General features: G+C 65.3%; 13 protein-coding genes and 1 tRNA gene. 9 read left to right on the forward strand and 5 right to left on the reverse strand.

The window, feature by feature from the left end; translation table 11 throughout:
- From CVM52_RS05400 to CVM52_RS28070, 4 genes are all read right to left on the reverse strand, one after another.
- Positions 1 to 780 (reverse strand): DNA polymerase III subunit delta' (locus CVM52_RS05400; protein ID WP_100161528.1); only part of this gene is annotated, 780 nt, incomplete at its 3' end.
- Complete coding sequence (gene tmk, locus CVM52_RS05405) at positions 777 to 1,418, reverse strand: dTMP kinase (protein ID WP_100161529.1); 642 nt, start codon at positions 1,416 to 1,418, stop codon at positions 777 to 779. The genes tmk and CVM52_RS05400, both read right to left, overlap by 4 nt.
- On the reverse strand, positions 1,415 to 2,581 hold the full coding sequence (locus tag CVM52_RS05410) for a D-alanyl-D-alanine carboxypeptidase family protein (protein WP_240620870.1): 1,167 nt from the start codon (positions 2,579 to 2,581) through the stop codon (positions 1,415 to 1,417). The genes tmk and CVM52_RS05410 overlap by 4 nt, the downstream gene beginning before the upstream one ends.
- 14 nt (positions 2,582 to 2,595) lie before the next feature.
- On the reverse strand, positions 2,596 to 3,891 hold the full coding sequence (locus CVM52_RS28070; RefSeq protein ID WP_370741362.1) for an SPOR domain-containing protein: 1,296 nt from the start codon (positions 3,889 to 3,891) through the stop codon (positions 2,596 to 2,598).
- 229 nt (positions 3,892 to 4,120) lie between these two features.
- Between CVM52_RS28070 and CVM52_RS05420 the strand changes: the two genes are divergently transcribed.
- The 4 genes from CVM52_RS05420 (at position 4,121) to CVM52_RS05435 (ending at position 9,061) form a co-directional block, all read left to right on the forward strand.
- A tRNA-Ser gene (locus tag CVM52_RS05420) sits at positions 4,121 to 4,210 on the forward strand.
- 452 nt (positions 4,211 to 4,662) lie between these two features.
- On the forward strand, positions 4,663 to 6,714 hold the full coding sequence (locus CVM52_RS05425) for a hydantoinase/oxoprolinase family protein (RefSeq protein WP_100161530.1): 2,052 nt from the start codon (positions 4,663 to 4,665) through the stop codon (positions 6,712 to 6,714).
- Complete coding sequence (locus CVM52_RS05430; RefSeq protein WP_100161531.1) at positions 6,711 to 8,315, forward strand: hydantoinase B/oxoprolinase family protein; 1,605 nt, start codon at positions 6,711 to 6,713, stop codon at positions 8,313 to 8,315. Before CVM52_RS05425 ends, CVM52_RS05430 begins: the two co-directional genes overlap by 4 nt.
- Positions 8,312 to 9,061, forward strand: coding sequence for a helix-turn-helix domain-containing protein (locus tag CVM52_RS05435; protein WP_100161532.1), 750 nt, complete (start codon positions 8,312 to 8,314; stop codon positions 9,059 to 9,061). The genes CVM52_RS05430 and CVM52_RS05435 overlap by 4 nt, the downstream gene beginning before the upstream one ends.
- 8 nt (positions 9,062 to 9,069) lie before the next feature.
- Here CVM52_RS05435 and CVM52_RS05440 read toward each other — a convergent pair whose 3' ends face one another.
- On the reverse strand, positions 9,070 to 9,753 hold the full coding sequence (locus tag CVM52_RS05440) for an FCD domain-containing protein (protein ID WP_172720916.1): 684 nt from the start codon (positions 9,751 to 9,753) through the stop codon (positions 9,070 to 9,072).
- 156 nt (positions 9,754 to 9,909) lie between these two features.
- Here CVM52_RS05440 and CVM52_RS05445 point away from each other — a divergent pair, with 156 nt between their 5' ends.
- Genes CVM52_RS05445 through CVM52_RS05465 form a run of 5 tightly spaced genes read left to right on the forward strand, consistent with a single transcriptional unit; the run spans position 9,910 to position 15,442 of the window.
- Positions 9,910 to 11,397, forward strand: coding sequence for an ABC transporter substrate-binding protein (locus CVM52_RS05445; protein ID WP_100161534.1), 1,488 nt, complete (start codon positions 9,910 to 9,912; stop codon positions 11,395 to 11,397).
- A 4-nt stretch (positions 11,398 to 11,401) separates the two neighbouring features.
- Positions 11,402 to 12,241, forward strand: a complete 840-nt coding sequence (locus CVM52_RS05450; protein ID WP_100161535.1) for an ABC transporter permease — start codon at positions 11,402 to 11,404, stop codon at positions 12,239 to 12,241.
- The gene (locus tag CVM52_RS05455) at positions 12,241 to 13,161 is read left to right on the forward strand and encodes an ABC transporter permease (RefSeq protein WP_100161536.1); all 921 of its coding nucleotides are present in this window, start codon (positions 12,241 to 12,243) and stop codon (positions 13,159 to 13,161) included. The genes CVM52_RS05450 and CVM52_RS05455 overlap by 1 nt, the downstream gene beginning before the upstream one ends.
- Positions 13,158 to 14,483, forward strand: coding sequence for a M20 family metallopeptidase (locus CVM52_RS05460; RefSeq protein ID WP_133119792.1), 1,326 nt, complete (start codon positions 13,158 to 13,160; stop codon positions 14,481 to 14,483). Before CVM52_RS05455 ends, CVM52_RS05460 begins: the two co-directional genes overlap by 4 nt.
- Entirely contained in the window at positions 14,480 to 15,442 is a 963-nt protein-coding gene (locus CVM52_RS05465) for an ornithine cyclodeaminase (RefSeq protein ID WP_100161538.1), read from the forward strand. Before CVM52_RS05460 ends, CVM52_RS05465 begins: the two co-directional genes overlap by 4 nt.
- Positions 15,443 to 15,450: the final 8 nt, after the last annotated feature.

Here is a 15,450-nt window from a genome sequence, read left to right on the forward strand (position 1 = left end):
CGTGCCCAGCAGCGCCACCAGTTCGGCGTAATCGGCCAGCCCGCCCAAGCTGTGCAGCCTGAGCGCCGCCCCGACCGAGCCGCCGGCCAGCGCGGTCAGGTGGTCGGTTTCGGCGGGCAGGTCGGCGCCGGTCTGTTGCAATGCCGCTTGCATGTCAGCCGCGTCCAGCGGCGACAGCCGCAGGGTGCGGCAGCGCGATCGGATGGTGGGCAACAGACGCGAGGGCTGGTGCGAGACCAGCAGCAGCGTGGTGCGTGCCGGCGGTTCCTCCAGCATCTTCAGCAGCGCGTTGGCGGCGCTGATATTCATCTCGTCGGCGGCGTCCACGATCACCACCCGCCGCCCGCCATCGGCGGCGCTGAGCCCGAAAAACCGGGTCAGGCGGCGGATATCCTCGACCACGATCTGGTCGCGCAGCCGCTTGGTATCGGCGTTGACCGAGCGGGTGATGCTGGCCAGCCCCGGTTCGGCCCCGGCGGCGATGCGCCGGGCCACCGGATGCTCGGGGTCGATGGTCAGCGTCGTGGGCGGCGGCGGTGCGCCGAACAGCCCGTCCTCCTGTGCCGGCGGGGTGGCCAGCAGGAACCGGGCGATCTGCCAGGCCAGCGTGGCCTTGCCGATGCCGCGCGGCCCGGTGATCAGCCAGCCGTGGTGCAGCCGGTCGCGCCCGTAGGCATCCAGGAACGCCGTCTCGGCGGCCTGTTGGCCGAACAGGCGCGGCGTGTCGCGCGGATGCGGCGCGCCGGGGGCCTGGTCGGGGGCGGGAATGTCGTCGCTCATGTCAGAGCGTCTAGCACGATCTCCCGGACTTCCGCAGCCACCAATTCGATCGCGCGGTTGCCATCGACCACGCGGAACCGGGCGGGAAATTCCCGCGCCAGCGCCAGGAACCCGGCGCGCATCTTGCGCTGCAGGTCGGGGCCGAACTCTTCAAACCGTTCCTCGTGGCCATTGCGCGACAGGGCGCGGCCCAGCCCGGTATCGGGGTCCATATCAATCAGCACGGTCAGGTCGGGGTCGCGCGCGATCATCAGGTCGTGCAATTGGTCCACCAGCCCGCGCAGATCGCCGCGCGACAGGCCCTGGTACATCCGCGTGCTGTCGGCAAAGCGGTCGCAGATCACCACCTGGCCGCGGTCCAGCGCCGGGGCGATGGTGCGTTCCAGGTGATCGCGGCGGGCGGCGGTGAACAGCAGGATCTCGGTTTCCGCCGACCAGCGGTCGGGATCGCCTTCCAGCACCAGCGCGCGGATTTCCTCGGCGCCCGGCGACCCGCCCGGTTCGCGTGTCAGTACCACGTCGCGGCCCAGCCCGCGCAGCGCTTCGGCCAACAGACGGGCCTGGGTGGATTTGCCCGAGCCGTCGATCCCCTCGAAGGTGATGAACAGGCCGCGTCCGGCGCTGTCTTGCGGTGTCACGACGCGTCCGACGGGCCGTTGATGAAGCGTTTGAACAGCTGTTCCGCCGCGGTGCGGACCTTGATGCCAAAGCCGCCCTTGGGCACCGCGTGTTCGGCCACCAGCGTGCGGCGGATCTCGGGCAGGTCCTGCGGCTTGATCACCAGCTCGGCCAGTTCCTGGCCCTGCTGGATCGGCGCCTCGACCGGGCCGCGATAGACCACCTCGGCCTCAACATTGTCATCGGACAGCACCGGCAGCAGCACCACCAGATCCTCGGCGGGCACCAGCCCTACCGATTGCTCCCGCCCCATCCAGACTTCGGCCTCGGCGACCGGGGTGTTGGCATGGGCAACGGTTTTTTCGGCAAATTGGCGAAACGACCAGTTAACGATGGCCGCGGACTCCTCGGACCTTTGACGTTCCGAGTTCAGGCCGGAGACCACGAAGATCACCCGCCGGTCGCCCTGCCGGGCCGATCCGACCAGGCCATAGCCGGCCTCCTGCGTGTGGCCGGTCTTGAGCCCGTCGGCGCCGATGCCCATGGTCAGCAGCGGGTTGCGGTTGTTGACGTTCGAGGGCGCGCGGCCGTCGAATTCATACTCGGTCTCGGCAAAGAGCGGGTAGAATTCCGGGAAATCGGTGATGATGTGGTTGGCCAGGATCGCCAGGTCCTGCACCGACATGCGATGGCCCGCCTGGGGCCAGCCATTGGAATTCATGAAGGTCGAATGTTCCATGCCCAGCTGCTGTGCGCGTCGGGTCATGTAGCGCGCGAACCCCGCCTCGGTGCCATCGGGGCTGAGCGCCTCGGCAATCACCGCGCAGGCGTCATTGCCCGACAGCACGATAATGCCGCGCAGCAGATCCTCGACGCGCACCTTGTCCTGGGTGTCGAGGAACATGGTCGAGCCGCCATAGCTCATCGCGTGGGACGACACCGGCAGGCGTTCGTCCAGGGTCAGCCGCCCGTCGCGGATCGCCTCGAAGGCGACATAGAGCGTCATCAGCTTCGACATCGAGGCCGGCGGCAGCGGTTCCTCGGCGTTTTTCGACAGCAGGACGGTGCCCGTCGACTGATCCAGCACATAGGCGGCGCGGGCCTGGGTATCGAAGGCCATCGCAGGCAGCGCGCCGACGATCAGGATCAGCGGCGCGGCAAGAAATCGGGCGGCAAACGGCACAGGTCAGACTCCTGTCAGTTGGTCACGGCATAGGCGTCAATGAAGCCGACATCCTTGATCTTGTCCAGCAGGGCGGTCCGCTCTGAGCCGGTCCGTGCCGGTCCGACCACGACCCGCCAGAAGGTTTTGCCGCTGGAGGATTGTTCGAAGATCGTCGGCACCATGCCGGCCTCGCGCATCCGGTTGGCGGTGCGCCCGGCATTGTCCTGTACGTTGAAGATGCCAACCTGAATATAGGGTTTTTCCAGTTCGGATTTCCACGGGGCCGGAGCCGATGCCGGAGCGGCAGGAGCGGAGGCGGGGGCCGCTGCGGGCAGCGGCGCGGCGGCGACCGCCTCGGCCTCGTTCAGCACCGCGGCGACCGGCTGCGGGTTCAGCACGCTCAGCGGCTCGCCCACCTTGTCCGCGTTGCGTCCGAACAGCGGCTTGCCGAACAGCGGTTTGCGCTCTGGCCGGTCCTCGGCCAGCGCGGTCTCCACCGTCTCGCCGATCACTTCGGGCTCGGCTTCGGATGCGGCCAGGGCTTCGGCATCCATCGCTTCCGTCCGGGCCTTGCCGAACAGGCGCTGGCCGAACCAGCCCTTGCGCGCCGGTGCCTCGGCGGTGGAATAGGTCGGCGCTTCGTCCGCGTCGGATATCTGCTCTGCGTCGCTGCCGGGAACGGGGCCTGCCGGCGGGCGGGTGGCGGCCAGCGCCTCGGCGGTGTCCGCGGCAATCGCGTCGGGCTCGGCGGTGGCGTTCTCAACCGGGGCGGGCAGGGTTTCGGCGCTGACCACTGGTGCTTCGCTCACCGGCTCGACGGCGGCGATGGCCGGGGTCTCGGGGTCGGCGGAGTCAACCGGCGCCTCTTCGATCTCTTCCCGGCGCAGGGCGATGACACTCAGTTTTTCCGGCGCACCGGCCAGCAGTTCCAAGGCTTCGGCGGCATCCGAGGACACCTGGATGCGCGGCCCCGGCTGGTCGCGTTCGCGCCGGAACAGCGCGCCGATCACCACCTGGCCATTCGCGGTGTTGCGGATGATCACCCGTTCCGGTTCGTCGACATCCGGATGCGCCACCCAGACACCGCCCAGCGACGGCCGCCCGTCCCACAACCCCGCCTCGGTGGCGGAAAACACGCTGGGCGCCTCGACATCGCGCTGCGACAGCTTGGTTGCGGTATTCGCGTTGCGCGACACCTGTTCTTTCGCGCCGGTATTTTGCAGGAAGGACAATGGCTGCCCGTCGGTACAGGCCGACACCGCCGCCACGGCCAGAAATGCGCCTGTCAGACGTGCCGCCCGTCCGCTCACAAATCGTGCTTCGCTCATCCTCGAAGTCCCTTGCCTGTAGGGGCGCGTGTTCCGCCCGGTTGCCGGTTGCCCGGTCTTGCTGCTGCGCGGATCTTGTGACCGCCTTTTCAGCACCATAGCGCGACGCGGGCTTCAAGGAAAGTCTGCAGGTATCATCCGCGTGGAATTGGTGTTTTTGCCACCCAGGTTCCCCGAGTCCCGTGCTGAACGATTGCACTTTGCAGGGTAGATGCGTAAGGAGTTTCGAGGGTCAGTGGCCGAGCGGTCGAAGGCACCAGTCTTGAAAACTGGCAGGCGTGGAAGCGTCTCGTGGGTTCGAATCCCACCTGGCCCGCCATTACCCCCTATCTCTGATGGGACAGTCGTTCCTTTCCTGTTTTCGCCGATTTTCCAGCTGCTTGGGCGACGCCGTTTTATGGGGGAGACGAGCGTGAACCCCAAGCGCGCGATTTTCCTGTGCTGACTCTGTCAGGCGCTTCGGTTCGCGCCAGATGTCCCTGCCAACCGGGAAATATCGAAGAGACCTGCTGCATTCCGGCGTTTTGAGTGATTTTCGCCCTGCATACGCTCTCAGTATCAATGGGTTGTAGAAATATTGCCCCGTGCTAACGGCCCCTCTCCACGCCTTCTGGGCGCGTCAATCGGCGATCCGACGGGGTCAAACTGAGCAGTTATTATCCTATAATCGGAACAAGTAGGGATTTCTGTTCCGATATTCGCTATGGGATTGCCCGTTCGGCATGGTGCCTTAGTCAGGTGGAAGGAGAAACGGCATAGAGGTGAAACGCGATGTGGCGCATCGGGATCGATTCCGGCGGGACCTTCACGGATGTCTGCCTGATCGATGAGAACGGCGGGGACGTGCACATCTGGAAGGTGAGCTCGACCCCAGATGATCCCTCGCGCGGAATCGCGCGCGCCTTTGCGGAGGGGCTTGAGCGATCCGGTGCCGACGCGGCCGATGTGGCGTTCTTCGGCCATGGGACGACGGTTGCCACCAATGCGCTGATCCAGCACCGTGGAGTGAAAACGGGGGTGATCACCACTGCCGGGTTCCGCGACCTGTTGGCCATCGCCCGTCAGAAGCGCCCCCATCTCTACGATATGTCCGCCGACAAGCCGCAAGAGCTGGTGCCACGCGATCTGCGCCTGGGGGTGCCCGAACGATTGCGGCGCGACGGTACGGTCGAGTTGCCATTGGACGAGGACGCCCTGCGCGAGGCCGTCCGCAACCTGGTCGAGCAGGGCGTCGAGGCCATTGCCATCAGCTTTCTCTATGCCTTCCTCTCCGATGCGCATGAACGTCGAGCCGCCGAGATCGTCGCGGAAGAGGCGCCCGGCGTCTTTCTGTCGCTCTCGCACGAGATCGCGCCGGAATTCCGCGAGTACGAGCGCCTGTCCACCACCACCGTCAACGCTTATCTCGGACCGGTGATGCACGGCTATGTCTCGGCGCTGAAATCGCGGCTGGCGGATGCGGGGCTCCGCGTCGCTCCGCACCTGACCCAGTCGAACGGGGGCGTCACCGGCTTTGACCAGGCCGCGGCGGTCTCAGTGCGCACCGTCCTTTCCGGGCCCTCCACCGGAGTCGTCGCGGCGCAGGCGCTGGGGCTGCTGACGGGCATTCCGGACCTGATCACCTTTGACATGGGGGGAACCAGCTCGGATGTCGCGCTTCTGTCCGGCGGTACCTGCCGGCTGGTGGCCGAAGCCGAGGTGCATGGCTACCCGCTTAAGACCCCGATGCTGGACATTCATACCGTGGGCGCCGGGGGCGGGTCGATCGCCTACGTGGACAATGGCGGGCTGCTGAAGGTCGGCCCGCGCAGCGCGGGCGCCCATCCCGGACCGGCCTGCTATGGGCTGGGATCGGATGAGCCGACGGTGACGGATGCCAACGTCGTGTTGCAGACCCAGAATCCGGAGGCCCTGCTGAACGGGCAGATGCCCATCGACCGCGACCTGTCGCTGGCGGCGGTCGGGCGACTGGCGGATCAACTGGGCCTGGGGGTGATGGAAACCGCGGACGGGATACTCGACATTGTCACGGCGAACACGGCCAAGGCGATCCGGCTGATCTCGGTCCAGCGTGGCCACGATCCGCGCGGCTATGCCCTGGTGGCCTTTGGTGGGGCGGGACCCGTCCACGCCGCACGCTTGGCAGACGAACTGGGCATGGACCGGATCGTGATCCCGCGCACACCGGGCGTGTTGTGCGCGCTCGGCCTGCTGATGACCGATCTCCGGACCGATTACGCGACCACCCGCATCCGCCTGCTGGAGGACGTCACGCAGGAGGAGATTGTGGAAATCTTCGACGGGCTGATGGCCCAGGCCGACGCCTGGTTCGATCAAGAGAACATCGCTCCGCAGTCCCGCAGCACCGCGCTGCGCGTCGACATGCGCTATTCCGGCCAGAACTACGAGATCTCGGTCGATCTGCCTGGCGGGCGCATCGGACCGGACAGCCTTGCTGCCCTGCGTGATGGTTTCCTCGAGCAGCACGAGCAGCTCTATGGTTTTGTCGCGGATGGGGACGCGATCCAGATGGTGACCTGGCGCCTGCAGGCAACGGGCATGGTGCCCAAGGCCAGGATGCCCTCATTTCCCGAGGGCGGCCCGGATGCCTCGGCCGCACGCACGGGCAGCCGTCCTGTCTGGATGCGGCAGGCCGGCGGTTTTGTTGAAACGCCGATCTATGACCGCGCTGCGCTGAGCCCCGGCAACGAGATTGCCGGCCCGGCGATCATCGACCAGCTCGACACCACGACCGTGGTGCCGCCGGGCATGACGGCCCGTGTCGATAGCCACCTGACCCTGATCCTGGAACGCAACGCATGAGCGAGAGTCTGAACCCCGTTACCGTCGAGGTCATCGGCAGCGCGTTTTCTTCCGCTGTCGACGAAATGGGCGAGGCGCTGGTGCGCGCCAGCCATTCCACCAACATCAAGGAGCGGCGCGACTGTTCCACCGCGCTGTGCACCGCCGCGGGCGAGATCCTGTGTCAGGCCGAGCACATTCCCATGCATCTGGGCAGCTTCCTGCAATTCGTGCCGCGCCTTTTGGCGGACTACCCGGTCGAGGAGCTTCGCCAGGGGGACGTTTTTATCGGGAACGATCCCTATGCGGGCGGCGGAACTCACCTGCCGGATATCGTGATGGCTGAACCGATCTTCGTCGATGACACGCTTTTCGGCTGGGCGATCAACACGGCGCACCATTCCGATTTCGCCGATCGCGGCCACGCCCATATCTATCAGGAAGGGTTGCGGATCCCGCCGATCCGGCTGCAGCGCGATGGTATCAGCCAGGCGGAAGTCATGCGGCTGTTCCTGCTGAATTGCCAGGTGCCTGCGGAGCGGATGTCGGACCTGCGGGCGCAGATGGCGGCAAATCGTTTGGGCGTCTTGCGGATTCAGGAGCTGTGTGCACGCTTTGGGCCGGAGACGGTCCGCAGGGCCGGCGCGGAGTTGATGGACTATGCCGAGCGCAAGATGCGGGCGGGGATTGCTGCGCTTCCCGATGGGACCTGGACCTTCTCGGACGTCTTCGAAACCGAAAGCCTGGTCGAGCACACGACCCTGTCGGTCGCGCTGACTGTTTCCGGTGATGAGATGCGTCTGGTTTTCGACAGCCCGGCACAGGTGCGCGCAGGACTTAACGTGATCTTCACGGCGCTGCAGGCAACGGTCTACTATGCGGTGAAATCGGTGGTCGATCCGACGATCCTTCCAAATGCTGGGCTGGCCCGGCCGCTGACCTTGGAGGCGAAGCCCGGAACGCTGCTCAACTGTGTGCATCCGGCCGCGGTGGATGGGCGGATCTCGGCCTGTCAGCGGGTGGTTGACCTGATCCACGGCGCCCTGGCCCAGGCGGCGCCGGATCGCGTCAACGCGGCATCCTGCGGTTCCGTGCACGTCGCCAGTTTCAGCGGTACGCGGCCCGACGGCAGCATCTGGGTCTACCTCGAGACCATTGCCGGCGGGGCCGGAGCCCGGCCCGACAAGGACGGGCTGGACGCTGTTCAAGTGCACATGACCAACACATCGAACCTGCCGCTGGAGGCGCTGGAAAGCGAATATCCGATCACCCTGGTGGAGTATGAATTCGCGGAGACAAGCGGTGGTGACGGCACCTGGCTGGGTGGCATGGGGGTGCGCCGGACCTATCGTATCGAGGCTGACTGTCGGGTGCAGATCATGGGCGCGCGGCTGACCTCGCGCGCCTGGGGTCTGGACGGAGGCGGCCCTGGGGCCAGCGGCGCGTTTCGGATCAACGGTGATCCGAATGCGATCGATCTTTCCGGCAGCGCGGATCTGCGCGCCGGTGATCTGTTCGAGGTGATCACACCCGGCGGAGGCGGCCACGGGGCGCCATCGGGGCGTGCTGCAATCCTGCGCGCGGCGGATAGCCGTGCCGGACGAAGCGCGGCCCCGGCGTGACCAGTTCGGGCAAGTCCTCCAACGCCGCCCGAGCGGCGCGGATCCTGGCGGCGCTGGGCGAGGCGGGGGCGAAAGGGCTCTCGCTGACCGGTCTGGCGGAAACGCTGGGAGACACCCGCGCGCCAGTGCATCGGGCGCTTGCCGCCCTGGTCGAGCATGGCTTTGTGCTGCAGTCAGGGCGGCGCGGCAACTATCACATCGGGCCCGCGATCCACGCGATCGCCATGAAGTCCGTTGCGGTCGGCGAATTGACCCGGGCGCTGCGTCCACTGCTGATCGACATCGCTGCCGAGACCGGTCTGCCGACCTTCCTTATGGCGCGGGCGGGTTTTGATTCCGTCTGCCTCGACTGGCAGAGCGGCTTCTCCACCGTGCCCGCGATGTTCGACGGGATTGGCGGTCGGCTGCCGCTGGGTGTCGGCGTCGGTGGCCTCGTCGTGCTGGGAGAGATGGATGCGGAAGGGCGTGAACAGGTGCTGCGCCTGAATGCCCCCCGATTCGCCGATTGGGGTCTGAAAGAGGCCGATATCCGCGCCGAGCTTGCGCTTTATGCCGCGCAGGGATGGCTCTTGGTCTCCCGCCGGTCCGGGGCGGTCGACATCTGCAGCCTGGCGAAACCGGTGCGTGGCGGCCACGGCGTGGAACTGGCGGTGTCCGTGCTGGCGCCGGGACGCGACATGGAAGAGGGTCTGAAGGCCCGCGTCATCGACAGTTTGTCCCGCCACTTGTCGCGGCGGGAAGTGTGACGATGTCCTCAGCCAGCCTCTGCCTGGCGCGCGGCCAGCGCCTGTATCACCCGATCAGTGCCATCATCGATGGCTTGGCAGATGGCCTCGCCCGCCGAAGCCGGGTCTCTTGCGCGCAGCGCGGCGATCAGCGCGGCGTAATTGGCGTGTTCGGTGCGGCTCGCGCCTGGGTCGGGAAAGAGATAGTTGAAGCCCGGCCCGGCGCGCAGCCACAAAGTCTCTATTGTCTGCAGCAGGATCGGCATCCCCGCTGCGGTATAGAGCGAAAAGCGCAGCGCCTTGTTTTCCCTCAAGGCTTCGTGGGGATCAGCGGTGTGTTTCGCTGCGATATAGGCCTTCACGCGGGATTCGAGGGCATCGATCTCCTGGGGCGAGATCTTCACGGCCGCGGTCTCTGCTGCAAGCGTTTCAACGCGCTTTCGGATGGCGCCCAGTTCGACATAGTTCTCGACGGTCATCACCGGAACACGGAACGAACTGGCCGGTTCCGCAGTCAGCACGCCGGAGGCAACGAACCTCACCAGCGCCTCACGCACCGGCGTGATGCTCATGCCCAGCGATTCCGCAAGCTCTTTCGTTACAAGCCGGGTGCCCGGCTCCAACCGGCCCTCGATCAGGGCATCACGCAACTGGCCCTCGACATGGTCGGTCAGACTCTTGCGGGGCGGGGCGCTGAAACCAGTCTGCTTCAAAAAGTATCTCCTGCGAAAGCATCTGTTCGGACAAAGGCGGCGAAAGCTTGTCGTGATGATGATATATGATATATTGTGTTCGTAATCCAGACGGAAGGCGACGTGAACAAACCGTCGGATCCAGTCCGCCCCCAATCCAACAGGAGTGAATAAAACATGAAATACCTACCGGCCTTCGCCCTGGGACTTGCGCTGGCGTTTCCAGCGTCAGCGACACTTGCACAGAACGGTACGCTCGTCATCGGACGTTCGGCAACGACCAACGCAATGGACCCGGGGTTTCTTCGGGAAGCCGCAACTATCGTCGACAATATCTTCGACACGATGGTCATGCGCGATACCGAAATGAACTTGGTCCCCGGGCTGGCAACCGAATGGACAGCGGTCGACGACACGACCTGGGAATTCAAGCTGCGTGAGGGTGTCACCTTCCACAATGGCGAACCCTTTGACGCAGAAGCGGTGAAGTTCAGCCTCGAGCGTGTTCTGAACCCCGACAATAACGCGCCGACGATCTCCTACATCCGCACGATTTCCTCGGTCGAGGTGGTGGATCCGATGACGGTACGCATCACGACCTCGGCGCCCGATCCGCTTCTGCCGACGCGGATGAGCCGCTATCCCGCCTATATCGTGCCGCCGAAGTATATCGAGGAGAACGGCCAGGACCACTTCGCCAACCATCCGGTCGGTACCGGCGCCTACACATTCGTCGATTTTGTCCCGGACGAGCGCGTCACGCTGGCCGCCAACCCCGACTACTGGCGCGGCACTCCGGATATCCAGACCGTGATCTGGCGCCCGATTCCCGATGCCACGGCGCGGATCACCTCGCTGATCACCGGAGAGGTCAACCTGATCGAGGATGTGCCCGTTGATCTGGTGTCGCTGCTGGAACAGACCCCCGATGCCGACCTGGTTCAGGTCAAGAACGGCGGCCTGACGATCTATCTCGGCCTGCGCATGGACAAGGCACCGCTTGACAACGTCAAGGTGCGTCAGGCGCTCGATCACGCCATCGACCGGGTGTCGATCACCGAAAACCTGTTGGGTGGTCTTGCAACGCCGAAGGGCACGCAGGTTGGCGCGGCCGATTTCGGCTATCTCGATCTGCCTGTACCGGCCTACGATCCCGAACTCTCCAAGACGCTGCTGGCCGAGGCCGGCTTTCCGGATGGTTTCGAGATCACCATGCAATCGTCCTTCCGCTACATGAAAAACGCCGAAGTTGCGCAGACCATCGCGCAGCAATTCGAGGACATCGGCCTGTCGGTGAATCAGGAAACCATGGAATGGTCGGTCTACACGCAGACCGTGCCGTTCGAGGGACCGATCTATATGCTGGGCTGGGGGTCCACCCAGACGCTTGACGCCGACGCCGCGATCTATGCGATTATGAAGTCGGGCGAGCCTTATTCAGGCGCCTCGATCCCGGAGCTGGATGCCCTGTTGGACGAGAGCCGCTCGACAGTCGATCCGGATGCTCGCGAGAAGATCCTGCAAGACATCCAGGCTCTGGCTGCCGAACAGGTGCCGTTGATCACGCTCTATCAGGAAGACAAACTGATGGGTAAAGCGCCCAACGTTGAATTCGAGGGTCGTGCCGACGCGCGGATCCCGGTTTTCGAAATCAAGATGGACTGAACCCGTGACCGGACGTTTGCGCCTCAAGGGGAACGAGGATGCCGCCTTGGCGATCGTCCTGCTCATCGCTGCCGTTCTGTTCTGTGTGCTGGTGCCGCTGGCCTGGCCGCTGGATCCGCTGCGCGGTGACATCTCCGCGACGTTCAAACCTCCGATGACGCTGGTGGGGGACACGTTGCACCCCCTCGGAACCGATCAGCTCGGGCGAGATCTTCTCGCCCGGCTGGGGCTCGGGACGCTGGTCTCTTTCGGGATCGTCCTCGTCGCGGCGCTGATTTCGGTCGTGCTGGGAACCGCGCTCGGCATGATCGCGGGTTATTTCGGCGGCTGGGTGGACGCGCTGATCATGCGCCTTGTCGACATCCAGCTTGCCGTGCCCTTTATCCTTCTGATCCTGCTTCTGGTCTCCGTTCTGGGGCCGTCGATGACAAACCTGGTGATCGTGCTGGGGCTGACGGGCTGGGCCATCTTTGCCCGTGTCGCACGGGGCCGAACGCTGGAGGTGCGGGAATTGGAGTACATCGACGCCTCGCGCGCCATGGGGCTTTCGGATATGGCGATCATCTTCCGTCATGTGTTGCCCAACATCATCGGCCCGCAAACCGTGTTGCTGACGTTGGATCTGCCAAGGCTGATCATCCTCGAGGCCTCGGTCGGTTTTCTGGGCCTCGGGGTCCAGCCGCCGATGCCGACGCTGGGTAACCTGATCGGCGAGGGTCGGTCGGTTATTCTGATCGCCAATTGGCTTGTCCTTTACCCGGGCCTGATGATCGGGGCTCTGGTCATCGGCTGTAACCTCTTCGGCGACTGGCTGGTCCGCCGAGCCGAAAGCAAGGTGTCCTGATGAAAGGCCTGCGCTTCCTGTTCTCCCGTGCCGTTCAAGGCCTAATCGTGATGTTCGGCGTCTCGCTTCTGGTGTTCTTTGCACTGTTTCTGACCGGTGATCCCGCGGTGTTGATGATGGCGCCGGATTCCACCGCGCAGGAGATCGCCGATTTCCGGGAGGCCATGGGGTTCAACGATCCCATCATCGTGCAATACGGCCGGTTTCTGGTGGATGCATTGCGGGGAGACCTGGGCAATTCGCTGCGTTACAGCCGCCCGGCAATGGAGCTGCTGACCGAGCGGCTGGGCGCAACCGCGTTGCTGGCATTGTCGGCGCTGCTGTGGTCCTCGCTTCTGGGCTTTGTGCTGGGCGCGATTTCTGCCGTGCGCCGCAACAGCCCGATCGACTTCGCGATCCGCGTCATCTCTCTGTTGGGGCAGGCTGTTCCGGTGTTCTGGCTGGCGCTGATGCTGATCATTCTGTTCTCTCTGAACCTGCGCTGGCTGCCGTCCAGCGGCTATGGCAGCTTCCAGCAGCTGATCATGCCCTCGCTGGCGCTTGGCGCCTACTATCTGTCGGCCATCACGCGCCTTGTCCGTTCCAGCCTGATCGAGACCTTGGGCGAGAACTATATCCGCACCGCACGTGCCAAGGGTTTGTCGGAATGGCGGATCGTCGTGCGCCATGCGCTGCGCAACGCGATGATCCCGGTCGTGACCCTGCAGGGGATGTACCTTGCCTCCTTGATGGGAGGGGCGCTGGTCACCGAGATCATCTTTGCCTGGCCCGGCATCGGTCGACTGGCCGTCGAGGCCATCCAGAACCGTGATTTCCCGGTCGTGCAGGCGGTGGTGCTGTTTGCTGCGCTGGTCTTCGTGGTGGCGAACTTCCTTGTCGATGTGGCCTATACTTGGCTGAACCCGCGGATCCGTCTGTGACCAGCTTGCTGCCAGAAGCGTTGGAACTCACCGCGCGCTGGTGTGCCATCCCCTCGCATGCGGGCGATCGACCGGCACAGGCCCGGATGGCCGCCACGCTGCTGGACTGGCTCACATCCGAACTGGGAGCGCAGATCATTGCGCCCGGCGACGATCGGGGGGAAACCCCGGTGATCCATGCCCGGATCGACACCGGTGCGGAACGGACCGTGATCCTCTACAACATGTACGACGTCATGCCCGCCACGGCCGAGGGCTGGCGAGTCGATCCCTGGACCGGTGGGCACGCCCGGCTGGACGGAATCGGCGAAGTCTGGATCGGACGTGGCGCCGAGAACAACAAGGGCCCGCTTGCGGGAATGCTGGTGGCGCTGCGCGACCTGCATAACCGGGGTCAGCTGGGGGTCAATGTCGAGATCCTGCTCGACGGAGAGGAGGAGCAAGGCTCGCCCTCGATGCGCCGCTATCTTGCAGCGCCAGATTGCCCATTGCCGCATTGCGCCGGGGGTCTCTTTCCCAGTTTTTGTGAATATGGCGGGGGGGCGCCCCGCATCTACCTCGGCTTTTCCGGGATCGCCAAGGGGCGGTTGGTCGCGGAGGGCGGGGAATTCGGTGGCCCGCGCAGCGCCATCCATTCCAGCAACGCGCCCTGGATCGCCAATCCGGCGCGTCTGCTGGTCGACGCTTTGGCCGGCTTTGGCGGGGTCGCGACCGGCCAGCTGGATCAGATCGAACTCGACGCCGAGGCCGAAGCGTTGATTGCCGAGCTGGCGGACACCTTCGATCCGGAGGATGAGCTGATGTTCCGGACCGCCGACCGCTATGCCCTCGACGGCGGCGCCAGGGAGCTGCTGCGCCACGTGTTGCGCACCGCCTCGCTGAACATCTCTTCGCTGATGACGATGCCCTCTGGCGATACTGCCGTAATCCCGCCACGGGCCGAGGCGCTGTTCGACCTGCGAACCCCGCCCGGGCAGCAGGCAGAGACCTGGCTGGAAAACCAGCGCGCCCGCTTCCATGGAACCCCTGTACGGCTGGAGGTCGGCGAGATCGCCCCCGGCGTCCGCTTCCGTGCTGACAGTCCCGGTGTTGCGGCCTTGCGGGCGGCCTATGCCGCGACGTCGACGGCGCCGCAGGTTTGGCCCTGGGCCATCGGCTCGGCGCCCGGACATGCCTTTGCGCGCCATGCCGACAGTTTCCTGATCGGTGGCGCTGGGCGCGGCGGCCATGCGCATGGCATCGACGAGTTCCTGGTGATTGAAGGCCTTGGCCGCTTCATCGCATCGGTGCAGACATGGCTGGGCCGGATGGGGCCGCTATGAGCGAACTTTTCCTGACGAAAGATGACCTGCTCGCCGCCGGAGCGCTCGACTGGGATGCGGCGCTGGCTGACATCCGCGATGCGCTGGCCTTGCTGCGGAGTGGCGAGGCGGTGATGGCGGCAGAAAACGTCCTGCCGCTTGGCCCGGACCCGCGGGACAAGGGCTATGGCTTGCCGGCGCGCGTGGGTGGACGATTTAACGCCGCCGGCCTGAAGTGGACGCTGCACCGGGCCGAGACCCCGGCGGGTGGCGAGGCCATCACCTCCCGCACCGTGCTGAACGATCTCGGTACCGGGCAGGCGATGGCGATCCTGGACAGCGCCATGCTGACCCGCGTGCGGACAGCAGCCTTGTCCGGCGCAATTGTGCGAGCGCTGGTGCCGGGGGTGAAACGTCTTGCCGTTCTTGGCGCCGGGGCGCAGGCGCGGATGCATCTCGACATGGCGCTGGCGCTGTTTCCCGACCTGCGCCAAGTGCACCACTGGACCCCGTCGGGCCGCGCGTTGGCGGATAACCTGCCCGAAGGGATTGCGCTTGTTGCCCATGACACGCCGACAGCGGCCAGTCTTGCCGGAGAGGTGACGTTCGCCTGCACCTCCGCGCCCGAGCCGTTTCTGGGCCCGGTGGTCATGCGTCCGGGCACCTTGCTGCTGCAGACTGGCTATCACGAGGTCAGCTTTGACGCGATCGACACGGCGGATGCGGTGACCTGCGACCTGTGGGGCGAGTTCGCCCGCACCAGCGCCAAGAGCCTGTTCCAGATGTACCGGGCCGGGCGCTTTGCCGAAAACCGCGTGGCCGCCGACGCCGCCGCGATTCTGCTGGACGGTTGGCGGCCCGCGCCAGACGCCTGCATCTATTTTTCCAGCTTCGGGCTGAACATCTTCGACATTGCCTTCGCCGCGCGCCTGACGCGGCGGGCGGCGGATCTCGGCCTTGGGCTGACGCTTGCCCCGTGACCATTGGA

Origin of the sequence: Pseudooceanicola lipolyticus (assembly GCF_002786325.1) — a bacterium.
Taxonomy (GTDB): Bacteria; Pseudomonadota; Alphaproteobacteria; order Rhodobacterales; family Rhodobacteraceae; genus Pseudooceanicola_C; species Pseudooceanicola_C lipolyticus.